At 72.4% G+C, this 22,451-nt stretch carries 19 protein-coding genes; 8 read left to right on the forward strand and 11 right to left on the reverse strand.

The genetic code is table 11. The features are described 5' to 3' along the window. Positions 1-27 precede the first annotated feature (27 nt). Positions 28-243 carry a hypothetical protein gene (locus tag AB0J87_RS24075; protein ID WP_363968453.1) on the reverse strand — a complete coding sequence of 72 codons (216 nt, stop codon included), beginning with the start codon at positions 241-243 and terminating at the stop codon, positions 28-30. Positions 244-698: 455 nt separating this feature from the next. Between AB0J87_RS24075 and AB0J87_RS24080 the strand changes: the two genes are divergently transcribed. From AB0J87_RS24080 to AB0J87_RS24095, 4 genes are all read left to right on the forward strand, one after another. Next, complete coding sequence (locus tag AB0J87_RS24080; protein WP_363968455.1) at positions 699-1,946, forward strand: MFS transporter; 1,248 nt, start codon at positions 699-701, stop codon at positions 1,944-1,946. Between the two features lie 33 nt (positions 1,947-1,979). Continuing rightward, positions 1,980-2,942 (forward strand): hypothetical protein, encoded by a 963-nt coding sequence (locus AB0J87_RS24085; RefSeq protein ID WP_363968457.1) that lies wholly within the window; start codon positions 1,980-1,982, stop codon positions 2,940-2,942. A 141-nt stretch (positions 2,943-3,083) separates the two neighbouring features. Beyond that, positions 3,084-3,839 carry a maleylpyruvate isomerase family mycothiol-dependent enzyme gene (locus AB0J87_RS24090; protein WP_363968459.1) on the forward strand — a complete coding sequence of 252 codons (756 nt, stop codon included), beginning with the start codon at positions 3,084-3,086 and terminating at the stop codon, positions 3,837-3,839. Positions 3,840-3,849: 10 nt separating this feature from the next. Continuing rightward, positions 3,850-4,737: a phosphotransferase gene (locus AB0J87_RS24095; RefSeq protein ID WP_363968461.1), complete on the forward strand. Its 888-nt coding sequence runs from the start codon at positions 3,850-3,852 to the stop codon at positions 4,735-4,737. A gap of 2 nt (positions 4,738-4,739) precedes the next feature. Here AB0J87_RS24095 and AB0J87_RS24100 read toward each other — a convergent pair whose 3' ends face one another. The 4 genes from AB0J87_RS24100 to AB0J87_RS24115 are packed head-to-tail and all read right to left on the reverse strand — an operon-like array spanning position 4,740 to position 9,845. Continuing rightward, on the reverse strand, positions 4,740-6,761 hold the full coding sequence (locus tag AB0J87_RS24100) for a sugar-binding domain-containing protein (RefSeq protein WP_363968463.1): 2,022 nt from the start codon (positions 6,759-6,761) through the stop codon (positions 4,740-4,742). Between the two features lie 26 nt (positions 6,762-6,787). After that, a complete protein-coding gene (locus tag AB0J87_RS24105; protein ID WP_355198709.1) occupies positions 6,788-7,630 on the reverse strand; it encodes a carbohydrate ABC transporter permease in 843 nt (280 codons plus the stop codon). Continuing rightward, positions 7,627-8,493 carry a sugar ABC transporter permease gene (locus tag AB0J87_RS24110; protein WP_355198711.1) on the reverse strand — a complete coding sequence of 289 codons (867 nt, stop codon included), beginning with the start codon at positions 8,491-8,493 and terminating at the stop codon, positions 7,627-7,629. The genes AB0J87_RS24105 and AB0J87_RS24110 overlap by 4 nt, the downstream gene beginning before the upstream one ends. Next, positions 8,490-9,845 (reverse strand): extracellular solute-binding protein, encoded by a 1,356-nt coding sequence (locus tag AB0J87_RS24115; RefSeq protein WP_363968466.1) that lies wholly within the window; start codon positions 9,843-9,845, stop codon positions 8,490-8,492. The genes AB0J87_RS24110 and AB0J87_RS24115 overlap by 4 nt, the downstream gene beginning before the upstream one ends. 168 nt (positions 9,846-10,013) lie before the next feature. Between AB0J87_RS24115 and AB0J87_RS24120 the strand changes: the two genes are divergently transcribed. Continuing rightward, the gene (locus AB0J87_RS24120) at positions 10,014-11,024 is read left to right on the forward strand and encodes a LacI family DNA-binding transcriptional regulator (protein ID WP_363968468.1); all 1,011 of its coding nucleotides are present in this window, start codon (positions 10,014-10,016) and stop codon (positions 11,022-11,024) included. A gap of 12 nt (positions 11,025-11,036) precedes the next feature. Here the strand turns inward: AB0J87_RS24120 and AB0J87_RS24125 are convergent, their stop codons facing one another. The 6 genes from AB0J87_RS24125 to AB0J87_RS24150 all read right to left on the reverse strand — a co-directional run bounded on the left by AB0J87_RS24125 (position 11,037) and on the right by AB0J87_RS24150 (position 17,329). Then, on the reverse strand, positions 11,037-11,843 hold the full coding sequence (locus tag AB0J87_RS24125) for an ATP-binding cassette domain-containing protein (RefSeq protein WP_355198717.1): 807 nt from the start codon (positions 11,841-11,843) through the stop codon (positions 11,037-11,039). Then, complete coding sequence (locus tag AB0J87_RS24130) at positions 11,840-12,850, reverse strand: ABC transporter ATP-binding protein (protein WP_363968470.1); 1,011 nt, start codon at positions 12,848-12,850, stop codon at positions 11,840-11,842. Before AB0J87_RS24130 ends, AB0J87_RS24125 begins: the two co-directional genes overlap by 4 nt. Further along, positions 12,847-14,388, reverse strand: a complete 1,542-nt coding sequence (locus tag AB0J87_RS24135; RefSeq protein WP_363968472.1) for an ABC transporter substrate-binding protein — start codon at positions 14,386-14,388, stop codon at positions 12,847-12,849. The genes AB0J87_RS24130 and AB0J87_RS24135 overlap by 4 nt, the downstream gene beginning before the upstream one ends. An 88-nt stretch (positions 14,389-14,476) precedes the next feature. Continuing rightward, entirely contained in the window at positions 14,477-15,334 is an 858-nt protein-coding gene (locus AB0J87_RS24140; protein WP_363968474.1) for an ABC transporter permease, read from the reverse strand. Continuing rightward, on the reverse strand, positions 15,331-16,260 hold the full coding sequence (locus AB0J87_RS24145; RefSeq protein WP_363968476.1) for an ABC transporter permease: 930 nt from the start codon (positions 16,258-16,260) through the stop codon (positions 15,331-15,333). Before AB0J87_RS24145 ends, AB0J87_RS24140 begins: the two co-directional genes overlap by 4 nt. Positions 16,261-16,279: 19 nt before the next feature. Beyond that, the gene (locus tag AB0J87_RS24150) at positions 16,280-17,329 is read right to left on the reverse strand and encodes a LacI family DNA-binding transcriptional regulator (RefSeq protein ID WP_363968478.1); all 1,050 of its coding nucleotides are present in this window, start codon (positions 17,327-17,329) and stop codon (positions 16,280-16,282) included. Between the two features lie 184 nt (positions 17,330-17,513). Between AB0J87_RS24150 and AB0J87_RS24155 the strand changes: the two genes are divergently transcribed. The 3 genes from AB0J87_RS24155 to AB0J87_RS24165 are packed head-to-tail and all read left to right on the forward strand — an operon-like array spanning position 17,514 to position 22,443. Further along, positions 17,514-18,449 carry a dihydrodipicolinate synthase family protein gene (locus AB0J87_RS24155; RefSeq protein ID WP_363968480.1) on the forward strand — a complete coding sequence of 312 codons (936 nt, stop codon included), beginning with the start codon at positions 17,514-17,516 and terminating at the stop codon, positions 18,447-18,449. Positions 18,450-18,487: 38 nt separating this feature from the next. Next, positions 18,488-20,572, forward strand: a complete 2,085-nt coding sequence (locus AB0J87_RS24160; protein WP_363968482.1) for an exo-alpha-sialidase — start codon at positions 18,488-18,490, stop codon at positions 20,570-20,572. Next, a complete protein-coding gene (locus tag AB0J87_RS24165; protein WP_363968484.1) occupies positions 20,569-22,443 on the forward strand; it encodes a beta-L-arabinofuranosidase domain-containing protein in 1,875 nt (624 codons plus the stop codon). Before AB0J87_RS24160 ends, AB0J87_RS24165 begins: the two co-directional genes overlap by 4 nt. Positions 22,444-22,451 lie beyond the last annotated feature (8 nt).

Genomic DNA, 22,451 nt, shown 5'->3' on the forward strand with positions numbered 1-22,451 from the left:
GGGCGCCGCGGACCTTCGCGGCGCCCCTCACCGCAGCGCGTCCAGCAACGCTTGGTGCCGCCGGACGAACGCGCGGTCGGCCGTGGCCCAGGCCACGGCCGCTTCCGCGTGGCGGCGGCGCGCGGGCGGGAGCGCGGGGTCGCCGAGGTTGGCCGTCTCGACGTCGCGCACGCGGCGGACCGTGTCGCCGGCCCGGACGACCTCCAGGGCGTTGTTCCCGCCGGTGAGAGGTTCCTCGGTCATGACGACCATGGTGCCTCCCGCCGGAAATCCGCGTGCTCGGCGGGGCGGCGATCCGGCACGATGGCCGCCATGACCTTGGGGACGACGACTGAGCCGCCGCCCGGCGTGCTGGCGGCCTTCGGGCTGACCGCGCCCGTCCGCCCGCTCGCCGGCGGCCGGGGACGGACTTTCCGGGCCGGCGACGCGGTCGTGAAACCCGTGGACGGCGCGGAAGAGGCCGATTGGTCCGCACGGGTGTTCGCGGACCTGTCCCCCACGGCCGATTTCCGGGTCCCTGGCCGGCCTCACCGGGACCGAGCAGGCCGCCCTGGCTTCCCCCGCCACCCGGATGCTGCGAACCCTGTAGCGGCGCCGGAAATTGAGCGGCGTGCCCCGGATCGGGAGGGATAGGGTTGCCCGCGTGATTTCCTCCCGGCTCGGCGCATACCGATCATCCCAGGCAGGCCCCGTGGGCGATGCGCGCTGACGCGCCGCCGGTGAGCCGGTCGCTGTGGCGCGACCGTGACTTCCTGATCTTCTGGTGTGCCCAGACGCTGTCCGTGGCGGGCGACTCGTTCGCGCTCATCGCGGTGCCCCTCCTCATCCTCGACGTCACCGGCTCCGTCGCCCAGATGGGGCTGCTCACCGGCGTGTCGGGGGCGGCGTCGGTGGCGGCCGGGGTGTTCGCGGGGGTGCTCGCCGACCGGTTCGACCGGCGCCGGCTGCTCATCGCCTGCGACGTCATCCGGCTCGTGCTGTACGTGACGATCCCGGTGGCCTGGGCGTTCGGCCAGCATGTCTGGCTCCTGTACGCGGTGCTGCCGCTGGCCGCCGCCGTGGGCATGGTCTTCCAGGTCACGTACGTGGCCGCGGTCCGCGGCCTGGCCGGCGAGAAGCGCGTCACCGAGGCCAACAGCATGCTGTACGCCACGGCCGCCGCAGCGGGCATCCTCGGCCCCACCCTGGCCGGGGTGGTGAGCGGTCACCTGGGCCCGACCGCCGCGATCGCCATCAACGCCGCCAGCTTCGGGCTGTCCGCGCTCGGCGTCCTGCTGACCCACTCCTCCCGCTACGCCGTCGAGACCGTCGAGCCGGTGGAGCCCGCGCCCGGCCGGCGGCCGTGGCGGGAGCTGCTGGCCGGGGCGGAGTTCCTGCTCCGGCACCCGGTGCTGCGCACCCTGACCATCCTGCTGTCGTTCTTCATCTTCATGACGCTCGGACTGACGGACATCGTCATCTACCGGCTCAAGCACGACCTCGGCCAGCCGGATTCCGTGGTGGGCGTCGTGCTGGGCGTCGGGGCGGTCGGCACGATGGCCGGTTCGGCGCTGGTGGCCCGGATGCGGCGGATGCTCGGGTTCGGACCGTTGTGGATCGGGGCGCAGATCGTGTCGGGCCTGGCCATCCTCAGCCTCGGACTCGCCGGCTCCGTGTGGGGCGTGGCCGCCATCATGGCCCTCTATCTGGCGTGCGTGAGCCTGGCCGGGATCAACTCCATGTCGCTGCGGCAGCAGGTGACGCCCGCTCACCTGCTGGGCCGGGTGACGTCGGCGTTCTGGACGATCCACTTCTCGCTCGGGCCGGTGGGCGCGGCCGCGCTCGGCTGGGGCGCCGCGCACTACGGCGCGACGACGGTGTTCGTCGTCGCGGGGGCGTCCTGCCTGCTGCTGGCTCTGATCGCGCTGGCCACCCCGGTACGCCAGCGCCACCCCGAGAAAGCCTGAGGCCGCACGCGGGGACGGCCTAAGATCACGCCCATGACGAAGGACGACACCGCCGGCATCGCGACATGGCTGTGGCGCGAGGTGGATCCCGGCGACTGGTCCGGCGAGGCGCTGCGACCGGCGGCCGAGGGGCACGGCCGGCTGGTGCAGGTGGCGGAGGAGCGCGGCCCGCTGGTCCCGGTGCCGGTGCCGGTGGCGGAGCACGAGCGGCGGTACGCGGGCGATCGTGAATATCGCGGCCTGACCGTCCCCCTCTCCCTGGAGGGCGCACCGACCACAGCGTTCCGGCGGCACGCCGAGGCGGTGGAGGCCGCGATCGGCCCGGCCGACAGCGTCGGCAGCCACGGCCCGACCGGCCCCTGGTACGACCCGTCGCCGGAATGGGGAGCCCCTTTCCTGCGCTGGCGGCGGCCCGGCGCCGAATCGCTGGAACTACGTGCCACCGCGACCGGCGCGGAGCTCTCCCTGCAGCCGACAGAGCCTTATGAGGAGTGGCGGCGGGCCACGTTCGAGTGGAGCGAGCCGTCGCAGTCGCCGGGTGGATTCGTCATCGAATATCTGACCCCCGCCAACGAGGGGCTCAGCACGCCGGGCGGCCGGCGGGTGCCCCGGTGGGCGGCGCTGCCGCCCCCGCTGGGGGCGTTCCTGCGCACGCTGCCCGCCGAGACCGGCGCGATCGGCAGGAAGGTGAGCGTCACCCTGTTCGCGGGAACCCGCTCCGTGCTCGCCATCCGCTCCGCCGAACGGCTCACCGTCGAGGGCTGGTTCAAGCACTTCTCGTCGGGCGCGGAGCAGGGCTGGTCGCAGCGGGTCGAGCGGACCGTACGCTCCTGGACGCTCGACGCGGGCGGCCCCGGCGAGGTCGACGGCGAACGGCTGGCGCGGCACCTCGCCGACGTCCTCAAGGCGGAGAAGGTGTCCTCCCCGGCGAGGCTGAGCAAGCACGTGCACGGCCCGGAGGGCGCGCACACGGTGCTGCTCGGCCTCGGCTTCTGACTCGCGGGCGGCGTGCAAGTGCGCGGCCGTATCGAGCGCGAACGCGGCGCTGCGTCCGGCCCATGTCGGGCCGATCCGCGAGGCGGGCGACGCCCCGGAAGGCGATTGCTGAGGCCGCCTGATCACCCTAGGGTGGTGGGCATGTCCCTGTTGACCTACGACCGGATGCGGGCCGAGATCGCCGGGCAGACCGAGCTGCTGCGATCGCTGATCAAGAACGCGGACATGAAGACGCCCGTGCCCACCTGCCCTGGATGGTCTCTGGGGCAGTTGCTGCGGCACGTCGGCGAAGCCCATCGCTGGATGGGGACGGTCGTGGCGTCGCGGTCCGTGGAGCCGGTCTCCGACGAGCGGATCAACGACCTCGACGCGTACACGGACGAGGTGGCGGCCGAGCTCGATCCCTGGCTCGGGGCGGGCGCGGAGCGGCTGGTGGAGGCGTTGCGCGGGGCCGAGGGGCCCGTGTGGACGCCGCAGGGGCTGGACACACCGGTGTTCTGGGCGCGGCGGGCGCTGTTCGAGACCGTGCTGCACCGGGCCGACGCCGCGCTCGCCCTGGGCGCCGGCTTCGAGGTCGACGACGAGGTGGCCGTCGAGGGGCTGGAGGAGTGGCTGGGGTTCAGCTGCGTGCCGGAGGCGTACGAGGGGCACGGGCTGCTCGGCCCGGGACGGGCGCTGAGCTTCAACGGCGAGTGGCTGGTCGACCTCGGTGGGGACGCGCCCGTCTGGAGGCGCGGGCAGGGGGACGCCTCGGTGACGGTTCGCGGGCCGGTGAGTGAGCTGCTCCTGTTCGTCTACCGGCGTCCCGCGCCGAAGGTCGAGGTCTCCGGGGATGCGGCGCTGCTCGGGCGGTGGCTGGAGCGGTCCGGGTTCTGGCTGGAGGAGGAGGACGGCTGAGTCCGGCCCCATGAGCAGTCCCAGCCTGGACGAGCGCCTGGCCGCCCTCGGGATCACCGGCCTCGAACCGCTGGGGCGGGGCCTGGAGTTCTCCGTCTTCCGCGGCCGGCCGGGCGACGGCGGGCCGCCGGTCGCCGTCCGCGTCGGCGAGCGCCGCTTCGACTCCAACGCCAACGACCCTCGGGTCGACACCCGCGCCCTGCTGCGCCAGGAGTACCGGCTCACCCGCCTGCTGGGCGACCACGGCCTGCCCGTGCCCGAGCCGGTCGCCCTCGTCCTCGCCGAGACCCCGGACGAGCCGGACCTCCTGATCAGCCGCTACGTGGAGGACGACGGATCGGAGCTGGACTGCTTCCGGCTCGGCGAGCTCCTGGCGCGCCTCCACGCGGTCCCGCTGCCCGGACCGCGACCCGTCGCCGCCGAACACCTGACGGCGTCCCGGCTCGTGGTCGGCAGGATCCTGCGCCGCTGGCGGGAGATCGCCCGCCTCAAGGACGGCTGGCCGCCGCCGCCCGCCCCCGGACGGCTGCTCCCGATCGCCGCGCCGCTCAGCCGTGGCTCCCTGCTCCATCTGGACGTCCGCAGAGCGAACGTCCGCTGTCACCAGGGCCGGGTACGCGCCCTCCTCGACTGGTCGAACGCCCTGCACGCCCACCCCGCCCTGGAGTTCGGGCGCCTGGGAGAGTTCGCCAGGCTCCCGGAGAACCAGCTCGACCTCGAGGCGTTGCGCGCCGGCTACGCGCGCCACGCCGAGCCCCCGCCCAACGCCGGGCCGCTCGCGCTGCTGTGCCGGCTGGACGCGGCGGTGATGCTCGCCCTCGTCTTCCTCTCCGAGTCACCCGACCCCGCCCGCGCGGACACCGCCGTGGAACGGGTTCTAGAGCTGGCCGTGCCGTGAGGTCAGGCGGCCGGGTCGTCCCCGATGACCGGGGCAGTATGGGTGTCCACGTCCACGGCCGAGCGGGCGACGATCTCGCCGTCGCTGACCAGGGCGATGTGCAGCCGGCCGCTCGTCCAGCCGGCCGGCAGCGCGGCGCCGACCTCGGCGGGGCCGCTGAGCAGGAACGGCTTGGCCTCGATCCAGGAGCCCGCCGCGCCGAAGGCATCGGGGGCGGGGCCGAACACCGGGGTCCAGGCGGTGTGCAGGTGGCCGTTGACCGGCTCGCTCCCGTGGTGCGAGACGCGGACGGGCACGGTGACCTCGCGCGACTCGCTCAGCAGGTCGCGGCCGGGCGCGACGGGGACGACGTCCAGCACGAGCGTGGTGGTGGCGTTCACGTCGGCGGGGTGCACGCCGGCCAGGTCCTTGGCGCGGCGTTCGAAGTCCAGCAGGCCCGCGGACTCGTGCTCGACGTCGTACAGCTCGGTGTAGACGTAGCCGGCCAGGCGGTCGTGGCGGCGCAGCTCCTGGGTCTGCCAGCGCAGGTGCCAGGCCCGCTCGACGCAGGTGAAGCCGCCGCCGTACTCGCTGTTGAGGTTGGGCAGCCCGCGCAGCGGCTGTGACGGGGATCCGGCCAGCTTCTTGCGCACGACGTAGTCGGGGCCGAGCCGGACGGGGAAGTCGTCCTGCTCGCCGTCCATCAGCGCGGCCACCGTCCGGCCCCAGGAGGCGGCGGACTCGTCGTAGTAGTGCCAGTCGAGCAGGTCCGTCTTCACGTGGGTCCAGCCGGAGTTGTCCACGGCCGGCCTGCTCGGGTCGAGGGCCTTCAGCAGCTCGTACGCCCGCGCCGCCGCCTGCTGCTTGGCCGCATCGCCCGGGATGTCCCAGTCCAGGCCCCATTCCTCGTTGTACAGGCCCCAGATGACGATCGCGGGCGAGTCGCCGTCGCGCTCCACCATCGGCGCGATCTGCTCCTCGAACGCGCTCACCGACTCCGCCGAGAAGCGGCCGGTCGAGGCGGGCTCGGCCCACACCAGCATGCCGAGCACGTCGGCGTGGTGGACGAAGCGGGGGTCCTCCAGCTTGAGGTGCTTGCGTACCAGGTTGTAGCCCGCCGCGGCGGCCAGCTCGATGTCGCGGCGGAGCGCGGCGTCGTCGGGGGCGGTGATGCCGGTGCGGGGCCAGTAGCCCTGGTCGAGCACGCCGCGCACGAACAGGCGGCGGCCGTTGAGATACAGGTCCTCGCCGATCACCTCGACGCGGCGCAGCCCCGTGTAGGCGGCGACCTCGTCGGTGCCGTCGGCCGAGGTCAGGCGGGCGTCCACGTGGTAGAGGTGCGGGTCGTCCGGGGACCAGAGCCGGGGCCCGGCGACGGGGAGCACCGCCCGTGCCGCGCCCTCCGCGACCGGGACCTCCACCGTCGTGTCCGTCCCGCGCAGGGTCAGGTGCAGCACGGACTCCGACGGCCCCGCCACCCGGGCCTCCACCTCGATGGCGTCCAGCTTTGCCGAGGGGCGCAGCTTCAGCCCGGCCAGGTGCGTGGCGGGCCGGGCCTCCAGCCAGACGCTCTGCCAGATCCCGGACGACGGGGTGAAGCAGACGCCGTCGTAGTCGTCGCGCGGGATGCTGCGCTGCTTGCCGTGCGCGAGCTCCCGCTTGTCCAGCGGCGCGCAGACCCGTACCACGACCTCCTGCGGGCCGTCGCCGCGCAGCGCGTCGGTGATGTCGGCCTCGAACGGCGTGTAGCCGCCCCGGTGCGTGACCACCTCGACGTCGTTGACCCAGACCGTGGCCTCGTGGTGCACGGCCCCGAAGTGCAGCACGACCCGCTGACCCGCCCACCCGGCGGGGACGGTGACCGGGCGGCGGTACCAGGCCACAGGCAGCCAGTGGGCCTCGATGCCCGACGCGGGGGTCTCCCAGGCGAAGGGCACGGTGATAGTCCTGTTCCAGCCGGGCTCGGTGTCGGCCCGGAAGTCCCACTCGCCGTTCAGGCTCGACCAGGAGTGCGACCGGTCGAAGTGGGGGCGGGGGTATTCCATGATGCTCTCTTCCATAAGGGTGCGGGTCAGCCCTTGACGCTGCCCGCGAGGATGCCGTTGATGAAGTGGCGCTGCAGCAGGACGAAGATCACCAGCAGCGGCAGCATGGCGATGCTGCCCGCGGCGAGCAGCTCACCCCACACGGTGGCGAAGTCGGCGCCGATCCGGTTGCCGGTGACGTTCTGCGCGAGGGTGGACAGGACCACCTGGAGGGTCTGGTGCGAGGTGTCGTTGACGGCGACGACCGGCCAGACGAAGTCGTTGTAGACGTTCATGGTGGTCAGGACCGCGAGCGCGGCCAGCCCGGGACGGATCACGGGCAGCACGACCTTGGCGAAGATGCCGAACTCCCCCGCGCCGTCCACCCGGCCCGCGTCGATGAGCTCGTCCGGGATGGCGGCGATGGTCTGCCGCATCCAGAAGATGCTGAACGCGTCGATGCTGCCCGGCAGGATGAGCGCCTGGTACGTGTTCACCCAGCCGAGCGCGCTCATCTCCAGCAGCAGCGGGATGATCAGCACGAGCGTCGGCAGCATCAGCGTCAGCAGCACGACGCCGAACAGCAGGTTCTTGCCCGGGAAGGCGTACTTGGCGAAGGCGTATCCGGCCAGCGGGCAGAAGAACATCGTCATGGCGCCCCTGACCACCAGCACCAGCGCCGTGTTCGCGAACCCGGTGCCGATCGGCACGTCGGCGAACATGGCCCGGTAGTTGTCGAGGGTCAGCGCGCCGATCGAGAGGGGGTCGGCGATGATGTCGGCCGCCGGCTTGAGCGAGGAGCTGACCGCCCACCAGATCGGGTACAGGAACACGATCGCGAGCAGCGCCAGGACCGCGTACTGCAGGGGTCCGGGGCGGGTCTGGTTCATGACACCTCGTCTTTCGGCCGCAGCAGCCTGACCGACACCAGCGACAGGCCGAAGACCAGCAGGACCAGCAGGAACGAGTTCGCGGCGCCGGTGCCCAGGTCGGAGGCGGTGATGTGGTCGTACAGGTACAGGCCCGCGGTGGTGGTGGAGCCGTACGGGCCGCCCTCGGTGACCACGAACGGCTCGGCGAACATCTGGAAGACGGCCAGGGTCTGCACGACCACCAGGAACGCCATGCTCCGCCGCACCAGCGGGACGGTGATCGACCAGAACTGGCGCCAGCGGGAGGCGCCGTCGAGGGCGGCGGCCTCGTACACGCCGCCGGGGACGGCCTGGAGGCCGGCGAGCAGGATGATGATCGCGAAGCCGGTGGTCTTCCACAGGAACAGCAGCGCCAGCGTCGGCTTTGACCACGTCGTGGACGTCAGCCAGCCCACGTCGGGCAGGCCCACCAGGTTGAGCAGGTGGTTGACCAGGCCGTAGTCCTGGTCGAACACCACGATCCAGACCTGCGCCATGGCGACCAGCGGGGTCACGAACGGCGCGATGAACGCCACCCGGAACAGCCCGCGCAGCCGCAGCTTGGCGTTGGCCAGCAGCACCGCGCCGCCCAGCCCGGCCACGACCTGGATCGGCACGATCAGCAGCCACATGACGGCGCTGTTGCCGAGCGAGGCCCAGAAATCGGGGCTGGTCAGCAGGTAGAGGTAGTTGTCCGCGCCGACCCAGTGGGCCGCACCCGCGCCGCGCCAGCGCATGAAGCTGAGCTGGAGCGCGTAGATCAGCGGATAGATCCCGAACGCGGCGAAGACGAGGAAGAACGGGGCGATGAACAGGTACGGCGACAGCCGCGTCGCCCTCATGAGCGGTCGATCAGGTTGCGCTGGATCTTCTCGGCCGACTCCGTGATCACCTGGTCGGGCGACATCTTGCCCTCGATCAGGCGCTGCACGTTGTTGCCGAGGTAGTCCACCGACTGGGCCCACCACCAGGGGATGGGCGCGGCGGCCGGGATGGTGCCCGCGGCCTCGACGGCGACCTTCCACAGGTCCTGGCCGCCGAGCGCCTCGATGGGCTTGAACAGCGGCTTGGCCGGGTCGAGCGCGGGGGTGAAGCTGGGGATCGAGGTGGACAGGCCGCCCGGGTAGACGGCGTTGGGGCCGTACACGGCGGTGTAGCCGGGCTCCTTGAAGCACAGGAACTCGTACAGCAGCCAGGCCAGCTCGGGGTTCTTGGCCTTGGCGGGGATGACGAAGCTGCTGCCGCCCATGGCGCCGCTGCGCGCGCCGCCGGGCGTCCAGGCCGGCAGCGGCGCGGCCCGCCACTTGCCCTTGGTGGCCTTGAGCAGCTGCTGCGGCGCGAACGACCACCAGATGGCCCACGGCACGAACACCTGCTGCCCGCTGTCGAGCGTGTTGACGTCGGCGGGCTCCAGGTAGGGAGCGTGGGTGACCAGGCCGTCCTTGACCGCGCTGTCGATCCAGCCGAAGATCCGCCGGTATTCGGCGGAGTCCAGCCGCAGCTTGCCCCGGGCGTCGGTGAGGCTGGTGCCCTGCTGGTTGGCCAGCATCTCCAGCCAGAGCTGGCTGAGGAACGGGGTCTTCTCCAGGTGGATCGGCCTGGTCCTGGGGTCCTTCTCCTTGACCGTCCGGGCGGCGGCGAGCAGGTCGTCGTACGTGGCCAGGCCCGCCGGATCCACTCCGGCGCTCTCCAGCACGTCCTCGCGGTACCAGAGCAGGCCGGGGTCCAGGTCCCACGGGACGCCGTAGATCTTGCCGTCCACGGTGTTCACGGACAGCTTGTACGGCGAGGTCCGGTCCCGGTACGGCGCGATGAGGTCGGTCAGGTCGTACAGGTGCTCGGCCTGCCCGCCGATCTTGGCGTCGTCCCAGAAGCTGCCGTCGGGCACGTCGGTGCCGCTGATGAGGGTGTTGGCCAGCTTCGCGTCGATGTCCACGGCCTGGTGGTTCACCTTGACGTTCGGGTACGCCTCGCGGAACTTGCCGATGGCCGCGTCGAACACCTTGAACAGGTCGCCCGACCTGTTCCAGACGGTGATCTCACCCTTGACCGACGACGCCGACGCGGCGGGCGCGGCCAGCTTGCTCGGCTGCGCGCTCGGGCCGCCCGGCGCGCACGCCGCCAGCGAACCGGCGGCGGCGATGCCCAGGGCGCCCTTGAGGAAACCGCGCCGGTCTATGAGGGGTGTGGACATTCTCTGACTCCTCGGCCTGGGCTCATGTTGGGGCTCTGCAACGATGCAGACATAATGCATACTTGTCTGCAACGATGCAAGAGCGGGTTTAGGATCTTCTGTGACAAGGCGATCTCATGCCGACTTCTGAGATCGCCACGCGGGAGCCTTCGGGTGTATAGGAGACGCATGGCCGGTCCAACGCTTCGCGATGTCGCCAAACGGGCGAATGTATCGATTCGCACCGTGTCCAACGTGGTCAACGGGTACGCGCCGGTGTCAGACGAGCTGCGTGCCCGGGTGCAGGCCGTGCTGGACGAGCTCGACTACCGTCCCAACCTCATCGCGCGCAATCTCAAGCAGGGGCGCACCGGGATGATCGCCCTGGTGGTGCCCGAGCTGGACGTGCCGTACTTCGCCGAGCTGGCGCGCGAGGTGATCACGGCGGCCCGCGCCCGCGGCTACGTGGTGATGGTCGACCAGACCGACGGCGACGGCGACCGGGAGCGCGAGCTGCTCGGGCGGGACTCGCGGGCCACGATGTTCGACGGGCTGCTGCTCAGCCCGCTGACGATCTCCGCCGAGGAGCTGCGCGGGCGCGCCAACCGGATCCCGATCGTGCTGCTCGGCGAGCACATCTTCAACGGCAGCTTCCACCACGTGGCCATCGACAACGTCGCCGCCGCCCGCGAGGCCACCACCCATCTGCTGGACCTGGGCCGCCGCCGGGTGGCCGCCATCGGCGACCAGCCGTACGCGACCGGCGAGACCGCCCAGCTCCGCACCGCCGGCTACCGCCAGGCGCACGCCCGCGCGGGCCTGGAGGTGGATGAGCGGCTCGTCGTCTCCACCCCGCACTTCCACCGGCGGCTGGGCGCCGAGGCCATGGAGCACCTGCTCGCCCTGCCCGAGCCGCCCGACGCGGTGTTCTGCTACAACGACCTGCTCGCCCTGGGTGCGATCAGAGCGCTCACCAGGGCCGGTCGCCGCGTCCCCGACGACGTCGCCGTGGTCGGCCTGGACGACATCGAGGAGGGCCAGTACAGCACGCCCAGCCTGACCACGATCGCCCCGGACAAGGGGGAGATCGCGCGCCGGGCGGTGAACACGCTGATGGACACGATCAACGGCTCGGCCGCCGCGCCCGCCGAGATCATCGTGCCGCACCGGCTGATCGTCAGGGAGAGCACCGCCGGCTGACCCCGGGGCGCTCTAGCCGGACAGCTCGAGAGCGGCATCGAGCAGGCTGCGGGTGTACTCGTGCCGGGGCGCCCCCAGCACCTCCGTCGCCTGCCCTTCCTCCACCACCACACCCTGGCGCATGACGGCGATCCGGTCGGCGATCTGGTGCACCACGCCGAGGTCGTGGGAGATGAAGAGCATGGCCAGATGGTGGCGCTCGCGCAGGTCGACCAGCAGCCGGAGGATCTGCGCCTGGACCGACACGTCCAGGGCGGACACCGCCTCGTCGCACACCAGCAGCCGGGGCCGGACCGCGAGCGCGCGGGCGATGCTGACCCGCTGGCACTGCCCGCCGGACAGCTCGGCCGCCCGCTGCCCGGCGACGCTCGCGTCGAGTCCGACGTCGTCGAGCAGGCGGTGCAGCGCGGCGGTGCGATCGCCGGACGGGGCCGAACTCGGATGGGTGCGCCACGCCTCGTCGATGATCGCGGCGACGGTCATGCGCGGGCTGAGCGACGACCGCGGGTCCTGGAAGACCATCTGCGCGGCACGCTGCTGCGCCGTCGTCCGCCGCCCGACCGGCCCCAGGGGCACGCCGTCGAGCAGGACGGCGCCGGAGTCGGGCCGGACGAGGCCGACGATCGCGCGGGCCACCGTGGTCTTGCCCGACCCCGACTCCCCGACCACCCCCACGATCTCGTCGGGGGCCACCGTGAGGCTCACGCCGTCGACCGCGACGAAATCCCCGGACCGGCGGGCGGCGCGCGACCGGAACCACGCGGTACGCCGGCCGAAGCTGACCCGCAGGTCCCGCACCTCGAGCAGATCGACGCTCATCGCTGCAGCAGCTCCTCGGCGAAGTGGCACGCGGCCCACCGGCCGGGCGCGACGGTTCTGGTCTCCGGCTCCTCGGTGCGGCACCGCTCGCGCGCCAGCGGGCACCGGGGGTGGAAGGCGCACCCCGGCGGCCGGTTCGCCGGGGTGGCCGGCGTGCCCGGCAGCGGGTGGGCCAGCGCGGTACGGGTCCGCACCGCGGGCACGCTGTCGACCAGTGCGCGGGTGTACGGGTGAGCCGGGCCGGCCAGCACCGCCTCGGTCGGGCCGCGCTCGGCGACCCGGCCCGCGTACATGACGACGACCTGGTGCGCGACGTGCGCCACCACCCGCAGGTCGTGGCTGACGAGGAGCATCGCCAGTCCCTCGTCCTGCTGGATGGAGCGCAGCAGGCGCAGGATGCGCGCCTGGACGGTCACGTCCAGCGCCGTGGTGGGCTCGTCGGCGAGCAGCAGCGCCGGGCTGCCCGCCAGCGCGAGGGCGATCATGGCCCGTTGCCGCATCCCGCCGGAGAACTCGTGCGGGTAGCTGCGCATCCTGCTGTCCGGCTCGGGGATCCCCGCCCGCTCGAGCAGTTCGAGCACCCGCCGGCGCACCTCGTCGCGGGGGCGGCCGGCGCGGCGGAGTATCTCGCCCACCTGGCGGGCGATCGTCTGGGTCGGGTTGAGCGCGGCCAGCGGGTCCTGGAAGATCATCGCGATCTCGTGGCCCCGCAGCCGGCGCCGGTGGGCGGGGCTCGCCTTCAGGAGGTCCTCGCCCCGCCAGCGCAGCTCCCCGCCGGTCGCCGCCCCCTCCGGGAGCAGGCCGATGACGGCGTTCGCGGTCATCGTCTTGCCGCTGCCCGACTCGCCGATGAGCCCGACCGTCGTCGCCGGCGGGATGTCGAACGTCACCCGGTCGACGACTCGGACCGGGCCGCGGGCGCCGGGCAGGTCGACGACCAGCCCGGCCACCTCGAGCAGGCCGTCCACCTCGACCGGCGTCTCGACCGGGGTCCGCACGCCGCTCACGAGCTGCTGACCCGCACGCCGGCGAAGTCCGGCAGCCCGTTCGGGTCCGGGGTGACGCCGGTGACGCGGTGGTTCCAGGCGTAGGCGTACTTGACCGCCATCGGGAACATGCCGACCGCGTCCTGCCAGATGATCTTGCTGGCCTCGCCGTACAGCTTGACCCGCTCGTCGCTGTCCGAGCTCGCCCCGGCGGCGGCGAGCAGCTTGTCGAGCTCGGGGTTGCAGTAGCCGTTGCGCTTGGCCGCGCAGGGGTAGAGCCGGCCGAGCGTGTTGGCCGCGTCGAACGTGGGGTTCGACAGCTGCTGGAAGTTGACGTCCCAGTTCAGGGCGAGCAGGTCCTTGGTGAACACCGCCTGCTCCTTCTCCAGCAGGTCCACCTGGACGCCGATCTTCTGCAGGTCGGAGACGATCGCCTGGTTGAACGGCCGGAACTCGGCGTTGGCGAACTGCAGCCGCAGCTTCGTGGAGAAGTCGAATTTCGCGTCGGTCAGCGCGGCCTTCGCCGCGGCCGGGTCGTAGCGGACGGGCTCCTGGGGGGCGTAGCCGAGCGTGACGGGCGAGACCGGGGCGTCGGCCAGGGTGCCCGTCTGCGGATAGAGCCGCTTGATGATGGTGGCGAAGTCGACCGCCTGCCACAGCGCCCGCCGCACCTTGGCGTCCTTCAGCGCGGGAGCGGAGGAGTTGAACCACATGGTGAACACGGCGGTGCTCGGCACCGTCTCGACCTTGAGGGTGGAGTCGCGCTGCAGCTCCGCGAGCTGGTCGTCGGGGATGCCCCAGGCGAGGTCCACCTCGCCGGTCCGCAGCGCGGTCAGCCGGGCCGCGAGCTCGGGCATCTTGCGGATGGTCACCCGCTTGACCTGGGGCGCACCGCCGTAGTGGTCAGGGTTCGGCACCAGCACGAGCGTGCCGGACGGGTCGAACTTCTCCACCTTGAACGGCCCCGATCCGACCGGGTGCTGGAAGAACGCCGGGTTCTCGCCGGTCAGGCTGCCGGGCAGCACGTAGAAGATGGCGAGCTTGTACGGGACCGCCGCGTCCGGCTTCGGCGCCTTCAGCACGACCTCGGTGGGCGACGAGGCGGTCATCGTGTAACCGGCGAAGTTGGCCGCGTTGGTGCTCTTGAGATCCATCATCCGCTTGAACGAGGCGACGACGTCGTCCGCGGTGACGGCCTTGCCGTCGCTGAACTTCACGCCCTGGCGCAGCGTGAACGTCCACTGCGAGGCGGAGCCGTCGGGCTTCCACGCTGTGGCGAGGTCGCCCTCCAGGGTGCCGTCCGGGCGGGGCCGTACCAGCCGGCTGAAGATCGCCTTGGAGGCCAGCTGCGTGCCCGTGGCGCTGCCGCCCGTGGGGCTGGCCGGGTCGAGGCTCTCGATCGCGTAGGTGCCGGCGACGGTGATCTCGCCGCCGGTGCCACCGCCGCCGCCCGTGCCGCCGCCGGTGGCGGCGCTGCAGCCGCCGAGCACGAGGGTCGCGGCGGCGATGAGGGCCAGTGCCGCGAGCCGCGGCCTACCTGAGGCAAGGGGTCTGGTCATGGACGTCTTCCCGCCTTCCGGGGATGGTTCTTCGGGGGGTGCTCGTGATGGAAGGGGTTATGTGCCTGCCGGACGACGGTCGCCGCAATCACCTGAGGTGTCCGCGTCCGTATCTGGCGGTGAGCTGGTCGCCGAGGATCCCGATGTTGATGATCAGCAGCGACAGCGCGACGCCGGGCAGAGTGGAGATCCACCAGGCGGTTTCGAGATACTGCTTTCCGTTCGCGATGGTCTGGCCCCAGGACACCGACGAGCCGGGCAGGCCGATGCCGAGGAAGCTGAGCCCGGCCTCGGCCAGCACGACGAGGGCGAACTCCAGCGTCGCCAGGGCCACGACCGGGCCGACCGTGAGCGGCAGGATGTGCCGGACCAGGATGGACGCCGGCCGTACGCCGAGCACGCGGGCCGCGTCGATCCAGGCCCGCTCCCGCATCGACAGCGCGACGCCGCGGGTGACCCGCGCGAAGGAGATCCAGGCCGTCGCGGAGAGCGCGATCACCACCACCAGCACGCTGCGCTCGAAGGCGCCCGCGATCACGATGGTCAGCAGGATCGCCGGGAAGGCGAGCAGGATGTCGATGCCGCGGGCGAGCACCGTGTCGAGCCGGCCGCGGAAGTAGCCGGCGACGATGCCGACGGTCACGCCGATCACGCAGCAGACGACGACCGTCGAGACACCGATGATCATCGACGTGCGGGCGCCGTAGACGACCTGCGCGAGGACGTCACGGCCGAGGCCGTCGGTGCCGAGCCAGGCGACGCCGCCCGACGCGAGCCGCGACCCCGGGCCGAGCAGCCGGTCGTCGAGGGAGACGCGCACGGGGTTGTAGTCGAGGACCAGCGGTCCCACCCCGGCGACCACGACGTACAGGGTGAGGACGGCGTACGGGATCCGGCTGAGCCACCGGCCGCGCACCAGCGGCCGGCGGACGGCGACGGCGGTCATGCCGCACCGTCCAGCTTGATGCGCGGGTCGAGCTGGGAGTACAGCAGATCGGCGACGAGGTTGAACAGCATCACGATGCCCGCGATCAGAAACGTGGCCGCCTGCACGACGGCGTAGTCACGGTTGGAGACCGCGTCCACCACCAGCGTGCCGAGCCCCGGCCAGGCGAAGACGTTCTCGACCACGACCGCGCCGCCCATCAGGCCGCCCATGTGCAGCCCGACGATGGTCACCACGGGGATGAGAGAGTTGCGCAGCGCGTGGCCGAGCAGCACCTGCTGCTCGGTGAGCCCTTTGGAGCGGGCCGTCTGGATGTACGGCTCGCGCATCGTCTCCGCGACGCTGGTCCTGGTCAGACGGGCCACGATGGCGGTGAACGGCAGAGCCAGCGTGACCGCCGGCAGGACCAGGTGAGCCGGCGAGCCCGCCCCGGCGCTGGGCAGCAGGCGGAAGGCCAGCGCGAAGACGAGGATCAGCATGATGCCCACCCAGAAGGTGGGGAACGACTGCAGGGCGATGGTGCCCGCGGTGACCAGCCGATCGACCGCGCCGCCCGGGCGCGCGCCGGCCAGCAGTCCGAGCACGAGGCCGAGGGACACGGCGATGACGGTGGAGGCGAGCATCAGGTCGGCGGTCGCGGGCAGGCGCTCGAACACCTCCGACATCGCCGGCCGGTCGAACCGGTAGGAGTCGCCGAACTGTAACCGGGCCACCTCGCCGAGGTAGCCGAGGTACTGGCTGACCACCGGCCGGTCGAGCCCGAGTTTCCCGGTGAGCTCGGCCACCTGCTCCCGGCTCGCGTCCGGGCCCAGCAGGATCGTGGCCGGATCGCCCGGGGCGACCCGGACGATGAGGAAGATGAGCGAGGCGGCGCCCCACATCACCAGCACACCAACGAGCAGTCGTTTGGCGATGACCCGGATCATGTGGGCTTACCTGGTTCGGTCACTGCTGTCTCCTTGGTGGGGCCACGGTCGCGCCCGGCATGAGGGGGCACTCGACGTTCTCTCTGCGGGCGTCCGGCTCGGGTGCCTCCAGCAGCCGCACCAGCAGGTGGGTGGCCTGCCGGCCCATCTGCTCGCGTGGGACCACCAGGCCGGTCCAGGGGGTGTCGGTGCGGTGCGCGCCGGTGGAGTCGCCCAGCACGACGACGCTCAGGTCGTCCGGGACCGACATCCCGTGCCGTCGCGCGCACTCCAGGAGCTCCTCGGCCAGAAGGACCTGCTCGGCGACCACGGCGGTGATGCCGCCGTGCCGGATCTCGGCCAGGAGGCCCGCCACGTCGTCGGCGGATTCCAGCGTCCACACCGGGCCCGTGAGCCGCCTGGCCTCACCGGCGGGCATCGCCCGCCGGAATCCCTTCTCCCGGTCCCGGCTGGGCTGGGCGTCGCCGTCACCGATGCGGGCGTACGCGACGCGCCTGTGCCCGAGCTCGAAGAGCCGTTCGGTGAGCTGCTGGGTCGCCGTGGCGTAGTCGGCCGCCACGTAGGAGACCGGCTCTCCCGACACCTCCCGGTGTCCCACGTAGACGAAGGGGAAGCCGGTGTCGCGCAGCCGCTGGATCTCCTCGACGTTCGGGTCACGCCCGAGCAGCAGCGCGCCGTCCGCGAGCGACAGCCGGGTGGACCCGTCGCGGAAGACCTGCCGCTCGCCGCCGAGGCTGGTGAACAGCAGGAGGTCGTAGCCGAGCTCCGCCGCCGCCTGCTCCATGCCGAGCAGGAACGGGAAGTAGAAGTCGACGCTGGTCGTCGGGAAGACCGCCTCGAAGGTGAACACGCCGATGATCTTGTTCTGGCCGCCGGCGAGGGATCTCGCCGAGGCGTTGGCGACGTACCCCCACTCGCGGATCGCCGCCAGCACCCGCTCCCGGGTCGCCTGGCTGATCCGGACGCCGGAGTCCCGCTCGTTCAGCACGAGCGAGACGGTGGCCTGGCTGACCCCCGCGAGGCGCGCGATGTCGGCCTGGGTCGGCCTCCGCACCGGTCCGCGACTCATTCGGGCCTCCTGCTAATGCGCCTGACCCAACGAACGCAAAGTTTGACCCTCGCTTCTGTGAGGCGTCAATGGACCTGGGCGAAAAAGAACGCGGGAAACAAGAGCGAATTACTAATACCCATTAGCATCTAGCGTCCCGCGTAGATCGCGGATACCGTCCGGAGCGTTTGCCGAGGGAGGTGCCATGGATACCGACCATCCGGTCACCGGCATGATCATCCCGCTCGTCACCGCGCTCGACCGGGGCGGGCGGCCCGACCCGTCGGCCGTCCGGCCGCTGCTGGCCCACCTCGCGTCCGCCGGCGTCACCACGCTGATGCTGGCCGGCACCAACGGCGAGGGCCCGCTGCTGCCGGCCGACGATGTCCGGGCGTACGCGGTGGAGGTGTCCGCCATGTGGCGCGACCTGGCCGGGGCGCCCGCCCGGGTCATGGTGGCCGCCGCCGGCACGGGCACGCGGGAGGCCCTGCGGCGCATGGACCGCCTCGCGGAGCTCGACCTGGACGCCGTGGTCGTCCTCGCTCCGTCCTACTTCCGGCACACCGAGAGCGAACTGCACGCGCACTTCCGCGACCTCGCCCGCCACGGCCACCCCGTCGTCGTCTACAACAGCCCCGGGTACACCGGCAACCCCGTCCCCGTGTCCGTGATGCGCCGCCTGCTCGACGAGCCGGCCGTCATCGGGTTGAAGGACAGCTCGGGGGACGCCGCCCTGTTCGCCGAGTTCTGTGCCCTGGCCGGAGAGCGCCCCGGCTTCCAGGTGGCCCAGGGTGCCGAACGGCAGCTCGCCGACGGGCTCCGAACGGGGGCCGCCGGGCTGGTGCCGGGGGTGGGCATGCTCGCGCCCGCGCTCTGCGTCGACCTGCTCAAGGCCGGCCGTGGCGGCGACCACGCCACCGCGGCGGCGCTGCAGCACGACGTCGACCGGCTGGCCGCGCTCTTCGGAGTCCGCCCCGGGGTCAGCGGCGTGGTCGTGATCAAGACCGCGCTGCACCTGCTGGGGCTCTGCCCGCCGCACGCCGCGGCGCCGTTCCTGCCTCTCACCGAAACCGAGCTCGCCGAGCTGCGCGCGGCGCTGGGCCGGATCCATGACCTCGTAGGACCACTCGACCCGCAATAGACCCGAGCACCCCCCAAGCTCCTGCCGAGGAGAGTCGCATGACCATGCCCATCAGCCGGCGGGCCTTCGCCCTCGGGCTCGCCGCGGGCGCCGCAGCGGCCGCCCTGCCCTCCCCCGCCGCGGCCGCGCCGGCCGCGGCCCAGCCGTTCTTCGCGGAGGCCACCCTGTGGGACTCCGCCGTGGATCCGCTGGCCAGCTACCACGTGTACGGCCTGGCCGTCCTGCCCGACGACACGATCCTGGCCTGCACGGAAGGCCGGCACAAAGTGTGCGACGCCGGACCGCACGACCTGCTCGTCCGCCGCAGCACCGACGGGGGGAAGACCTGGCACCCGTCGCAGACGGTGGCGGCGTCCGTCGACGGCGAGTCCTGGTCCAACCCCACCTTCGTGGTGGACCGGGTGACCGGCGAGGTGTTCCTCTTCCACGGGCTCTGCGTGCAGTTACCCGAGAACACGAGCTGCTCCGCCGACTCCAGCACGGTGTACGTCATCTCCAGCAAGGACGGCGGCGTCACCTGGAGCGAACCGCGCAGCCTGGCCGGGCTCTTCGACCACTTCCCGTACAACTGGGCGATGCACGGTCCGGGGCCCGGCCACGGCATCCAGCTCGACTCCGGCCGGCTGCTGCTCACCGTGTCCCACCGCACCATCATCACCGGCGTCCCCACCGCCGATCGCCACTACGGCGCCTCCACCGTCTACAGCGACGACCACGGCGCCACGTGGCAGTCCGGCGGCGAGGTGCCGATGGGCGACGGCTACCCCGTCGTGGGCGAGGCCAGGCTGGTGCAGCGTGCGGACGGCACGGTGGTGATGAACAGCCGGCCCGGTTCGGGCAACGACTGGCCACGGGACATCGCGGTCAGCACGGACGGCGGCCTGACCTGGTCGCCGCCCAGGATGGACTTCAGCCCCGCGCTCTTCAACGGCGTCGACACCGGCCTCATCCGCTACACCGGCGGGCCGGGCAGCGAGGACGTCAACCGCGTGCTGTTCAGCCGGCCCGACTCGCCGATGCGCTGGAACATGACGGTCGCGGTGAGCTACGACGAGGGCCACTCCTTCAGGTACAGCCGCTCGGTCAACCCGGGCCGGGGATATTACTCGGACCTGGCGTCCCTGTCCGACGGCACGATCATCCTCCTCTACGGCTGCGACGGCGACCTCGACGGCTCTCCGCGGCGCGTGGCCGCCGCCCGGTTCAACCTGGAGTGGCTGACGCAGGGCCGGGACAGCCTGGTCACCGTTCCGAAGCTGGCCGAGAGGACGTACGACCTGGGCCGTCCGGCGGCGCGGGCCAAGCTTTCGGGCGGGACGGTGACCGTGGTGGAGGAGGCCACCGCGCGCGGCGGCGCCCGCGCCGTCTTCACTCCCGGCGCGATCGGGGACCACATCGAGTACCCCTTGATCGTCGCCCCGGGCGGGCGGCCGGAACTGTGGCTGCGCTACTTCCGCTCCGGCGACGGGGGCCTCGTGACGGTGACCGTGGACGGGAAGGCGCCGCGCACCTCCACGCTGGATCTGACGTCGTTCCGCGGCGACGGCTACGACGTCGCCTACCTGGGCCGGATGGCGTTGCTGCCCGGCCCGCACACCATCCGCTTCACGCTGGCCGGCGCCGGCCGGGGTGGCGGCACGGCCATCTCGCTCGACCAGCTGAGCCTCGTCCGGGGCTCCGCCGCGCCGGACGTCCGCGAGGAGGTCACCGTCGACAACGGCGGGCTCGGATTCGAGACCACCGGCACCTGGCCGAGCAGCAGGGGCGTCAGCGGATACTACGGCTTCAACTACCTGACGCACGCCCGCGGCACCGGCGCCAACACCGCGCGGTGGCGACCGGCGCTCCCGGGCGAGGATCGCTACGAGGTGCTCGTCTCCTACGCGGCCGACCCCAACCGGGCGACCAACGCCCCCTACGTCGTCCACCATGCCGGTGGCACCACTGCGGTGGCCGTCAACCAGCAGGTGCGCGGCGTGCCCGACCCGCGCATGGGCGAATGGACGTCTTTGGGCACCTTCTCCTTCCGGGCCGGCCTCGAGGGATATGTCGAGCTCAGCGACGCGGCCAACGGCGTGGTCATCGCCGACGCCGTCCGGTTCCGCCGGCAGGCGCCCGCATGACGGCTGTACCGAGCCCCGCCGCCGCGGTGGCGCTGCGCCCGCTGCCGCTCTCGGGCAGCCGCGTGGCCGGCGGGTTCTGGGCCCGGCGGCTGGACGCCAACCGGACCGCGATCCCGCTCGGGCACGAACGGCTGGCCGACGCGGGCAGCATCGGCAATCTCCGGATCGCCGCCGGCGAGGCGGCCGGTGAGGCCCAGGGCGCGAGCTTCCGCGACTCCGACGTCTACAAATGGCTGGAGGCGGTCGCCTGGGAGCACGCCCGCAGCCCCGACGACGCGCTGCTGGACCACCTGCGCACGCTCGGCCGTACGATCGCGACGGCGCAACGCGAGGACGGCTACCTCAACTCCGCGATCCAGGTCCGCGGCGAGGAGCGGTACGCGCGGCTGTGGATGAGCCACGAGCACTACTGCGCCGGCCACCTGATGCAGGCGGCCGTGGCCGCGGCCCGGGCGACCGGCGAGACGGAGCTGCTGCGGGTCGCCACCCGGCTGGCCGACCATCTGGCCGGCACGTTCGGCCCCGGCCTGCGCGAGGAGCTGGACGGCCACCCCGTGGTGGAGATGTCGCTCGTCGAGCTGTACCGGCAGACGGGCGAACGACGGTACCTGGACCTGGCCCGCCACTTCGTCGAGGCCCGCGGGCACGGTCGTGCCGTCAAACCGGGCTTCGACCCCTCGCACTACGGCGACCCCGCCCACTACTCCGACCGGCTGCCCGTGCGCGAGGCGGAGACGGTGGAGGGGCACGCCGTGCGCGCCGTCTACTTCGCGGCGGGCGCCACCGACGTCGCCATCGAGACCGGCGACACCGAGCTGCTGGCCGTGATGCGCCGGCAGTACGACGCGATGCGCCGCCGCAAGCAGCACGTCACCGGCGCCGTCGGCGCGCGCTGGGACGGGGAGGCGTTCGGCGAGGCGTACGAGCTGCCGCCCGACCGGGCGTACGCGGAGACCTGCGCCGGGATCGGGGCGATGCAGTGGGCGTGGCGGCTGCTGCTGGCCACCGGCGAGTCCGCCTACGCCGACCAGATCGAGCTGCTGCTGTACAACGCCCTGCTGCCTGCGGTGTCGCTGACCGAGGCGGACTACTTCTACGTCAACACGCTGCACCGGCGGACCGGCGCCCGGGGCGACGTGCAGCGGTCACCGGCGCACGGCCGCCGTCCCTGGTTCAACTGCGCCTGCTGCCCGCCCAACGTGATGCGTACGCTGGCCGCCTTGCCGACGTACCTGGCGACCGGCACGGAGGACGGCCTCCAGGTGCACCTGTACGCCCGGAGCTCGCTGGCCTCTGGTGGGCTCGCCGTGGACGTCGGCACCGAGTATCCGTGGGACGGCCTGGTCACGGTGACCGTGCGCGAGGCGCCGCCGCGCGAGATGGAGCTGGCGCTGCGCGTACCGGACTGGGCCGAGGGCTCCACCGTGGACGGCAAGCCGGTGGAGCCCGGCGGCTACGCCCGCGTCCGCCGGGTGTTCCGGCCAGGCGATCGGGTGGTGCTGCGGATGCCCATGCCCGCCCGGTTCATGGTGTCCGACGATCGCATGGACGCCACGCGGGGGTGCGTCGCCGTCACCCGCGGGCCGCTGGTCTACGCGATCGAGCAGCCCGACCAGCCGGCCGGCGTCGTCCTGGAGGATCTCCGCATCGACGCCGCCACGCCGCCGCGGCCCGAACACCGGCCGGACCTCCTCGGCGGCGTGACCGTGCTCCGAGCCGGCGGCGCGCTGGCAGGCGGGCCCGCCGAGTCCCCGTACCGGCCCCATGGGCAGCCGGCCCCTGAGGCGCGGCCCACGGAGCTCACGCTGATCCCCTATTACGCCTGGGCCAACCGCGGCCCGCACGCCATGCGGGTGTGGATCCCCCTATGAAGGAAAAC

The sequence above is a fragment of the Nonomuraea sp. NPDC049625 genome, from assembly GCF_040675285.1.
In the GTDB taxonomy this organism is placed as follows: domain Bacteria; phylum Actinomycetota; class Actinomycetes; order Streptosporangiales; family Streptosporangiaceae; genus Nonomuraea; species Nonomuraea angiospora_A.

Excerpts from the sequence above, each read along its gene's own strand:
- AB0J87_RS24160 (WP_363968482.1), top strand. The coding sequence starts at position 18,488 with ATGACCATGCCCATCAGCCGGCGGGCCTTCGCCCTCGGGCTCGCCGCG.
- AB0J87_RS24150 (WP_363968478.1), bottom strand. The coding sequence starts at position 17,329 with ATGAGTCGCGGACCGGTGCGGAGGCCGACCCAGGCCGACATCGCGCGC.
- AB0J87_RS24125 (WP_355198717.1), bottom strand. The coding sequence starts at position 11,843 with ATGAGCGTCGATCTGCTCGAGGTGCGGGACCTGCGGGTCAGCTTCGGC.
- AB0J87_RS24120 (WP_363968468.1), top strand. The coding sequence starts at position 10,014 with ATGGCCGGTCCAACGCTTCGCGATGTCGCCAAACGGGCGAATGTATCG.
- AB0J87_RS24080 (WP_363968455.1), top strand. The coding sequence starts at position 699 with ATGCGCGCTGACGCGCCGCCGGTGAGCCGGTCGCTGTGGCGCGACCGT.
- AB0J87_RS24140 (WP_363968474.1), bottom strand. The coding sequence starts at position 15,334 with ATGACCGCCGTCGCCGTCCGCCGGCCGCTGGTGCGCGGCCGGTGGCTC.
- AB0J87_RS24095 (WP_363968461.1), top strand. The coding sequence starts at position 3,850 with ATGAGCAGTCCCAGCCTGGACGAGCGCCTGGCCGCCCTCGGGATCACC.
- AB0J87_RS24135 (WP_363968472.1), bottom strand. The coding sequence starts at position 14,388 with ATGACCAGACCCCTTGCCTCAGGTAGGCCGCGGCTCGCGGCACTGGCC.
- AB0J87_RS24110 (WP_355198711.1), bottom strand. The coding sequence starts at position 8,493 with ATGAGGGCGACGCGGCTGTCGCCGTACCTGTTCATCGCCCCGTTCTTC.
- AB0J87_RS24085 (WP_363968457.1), top strand. The coding sequence starts at position 1,980 with ATGACGAAGGACGACACCGCCGGCATCGCGACATGGCTGTGGCGCGAG.
- AB0J87_RS24115 (WP_363968466.1), bottom strand. The coding sequence starts at position 9,845 with ATGTCCACACCCCTCATAGACCGGCGCGGTTTCCTCAAGGGCGCCCTG.
- AB0J87_RS24145 (WP_363968476.1), bottom strand. The coding sequence starts at position 16,260 with ATGATCCGGGTCATCGCCAAACGACTGCTCGTTGGTGTGCTGGTGATG.
- AB0J87_RS24105 (WP_355198709.1), bottom strand. The coding sequence starts at position 7,630 with ATGAACCAGACCCGCCCCGGACCCCTGCAGTACGCGGTCCTGGCGCTG.
- AB0J87_RS24155 (WP_363968480.1), top strand. The coding sequence starts at position 17,514 with ATGGATACCGACCATCCGGTCACCGGCATGATCATCCCGCTCGTCACC.
- AB0J87_RS24090 (WP_363968459.1), top strand. The coding sequence starts at position 3,084 with ATGTCCCTGTTGACCTACGACCGGATGCGGGCCGAGATCGCCGGGCAG.
- AB0J87_RS24075 (WP_363968453.1), bottom strand. The coding sequence starts at position 243 with ATGACCGAGGAACCTCTCACCGGCGGGAACAACGCCCTGGAGGTCGTC.
- AB0J87_RS24165 (WP_363968484.1), top strand. The coding sequence starts at position 20,569 with ATGACGGCTGTACCGAGCCCCGCCGCCGCGGTGGCGCTGCGCCCGCTG.
- AB0J87_RS24100 (WP_363968463.1), bottom strand. The coding sequence starts at position 6,761 with ATGGAATACCCCCGCCCCCACTTCGACCGGTCGCACTCCTGGTCGAGC.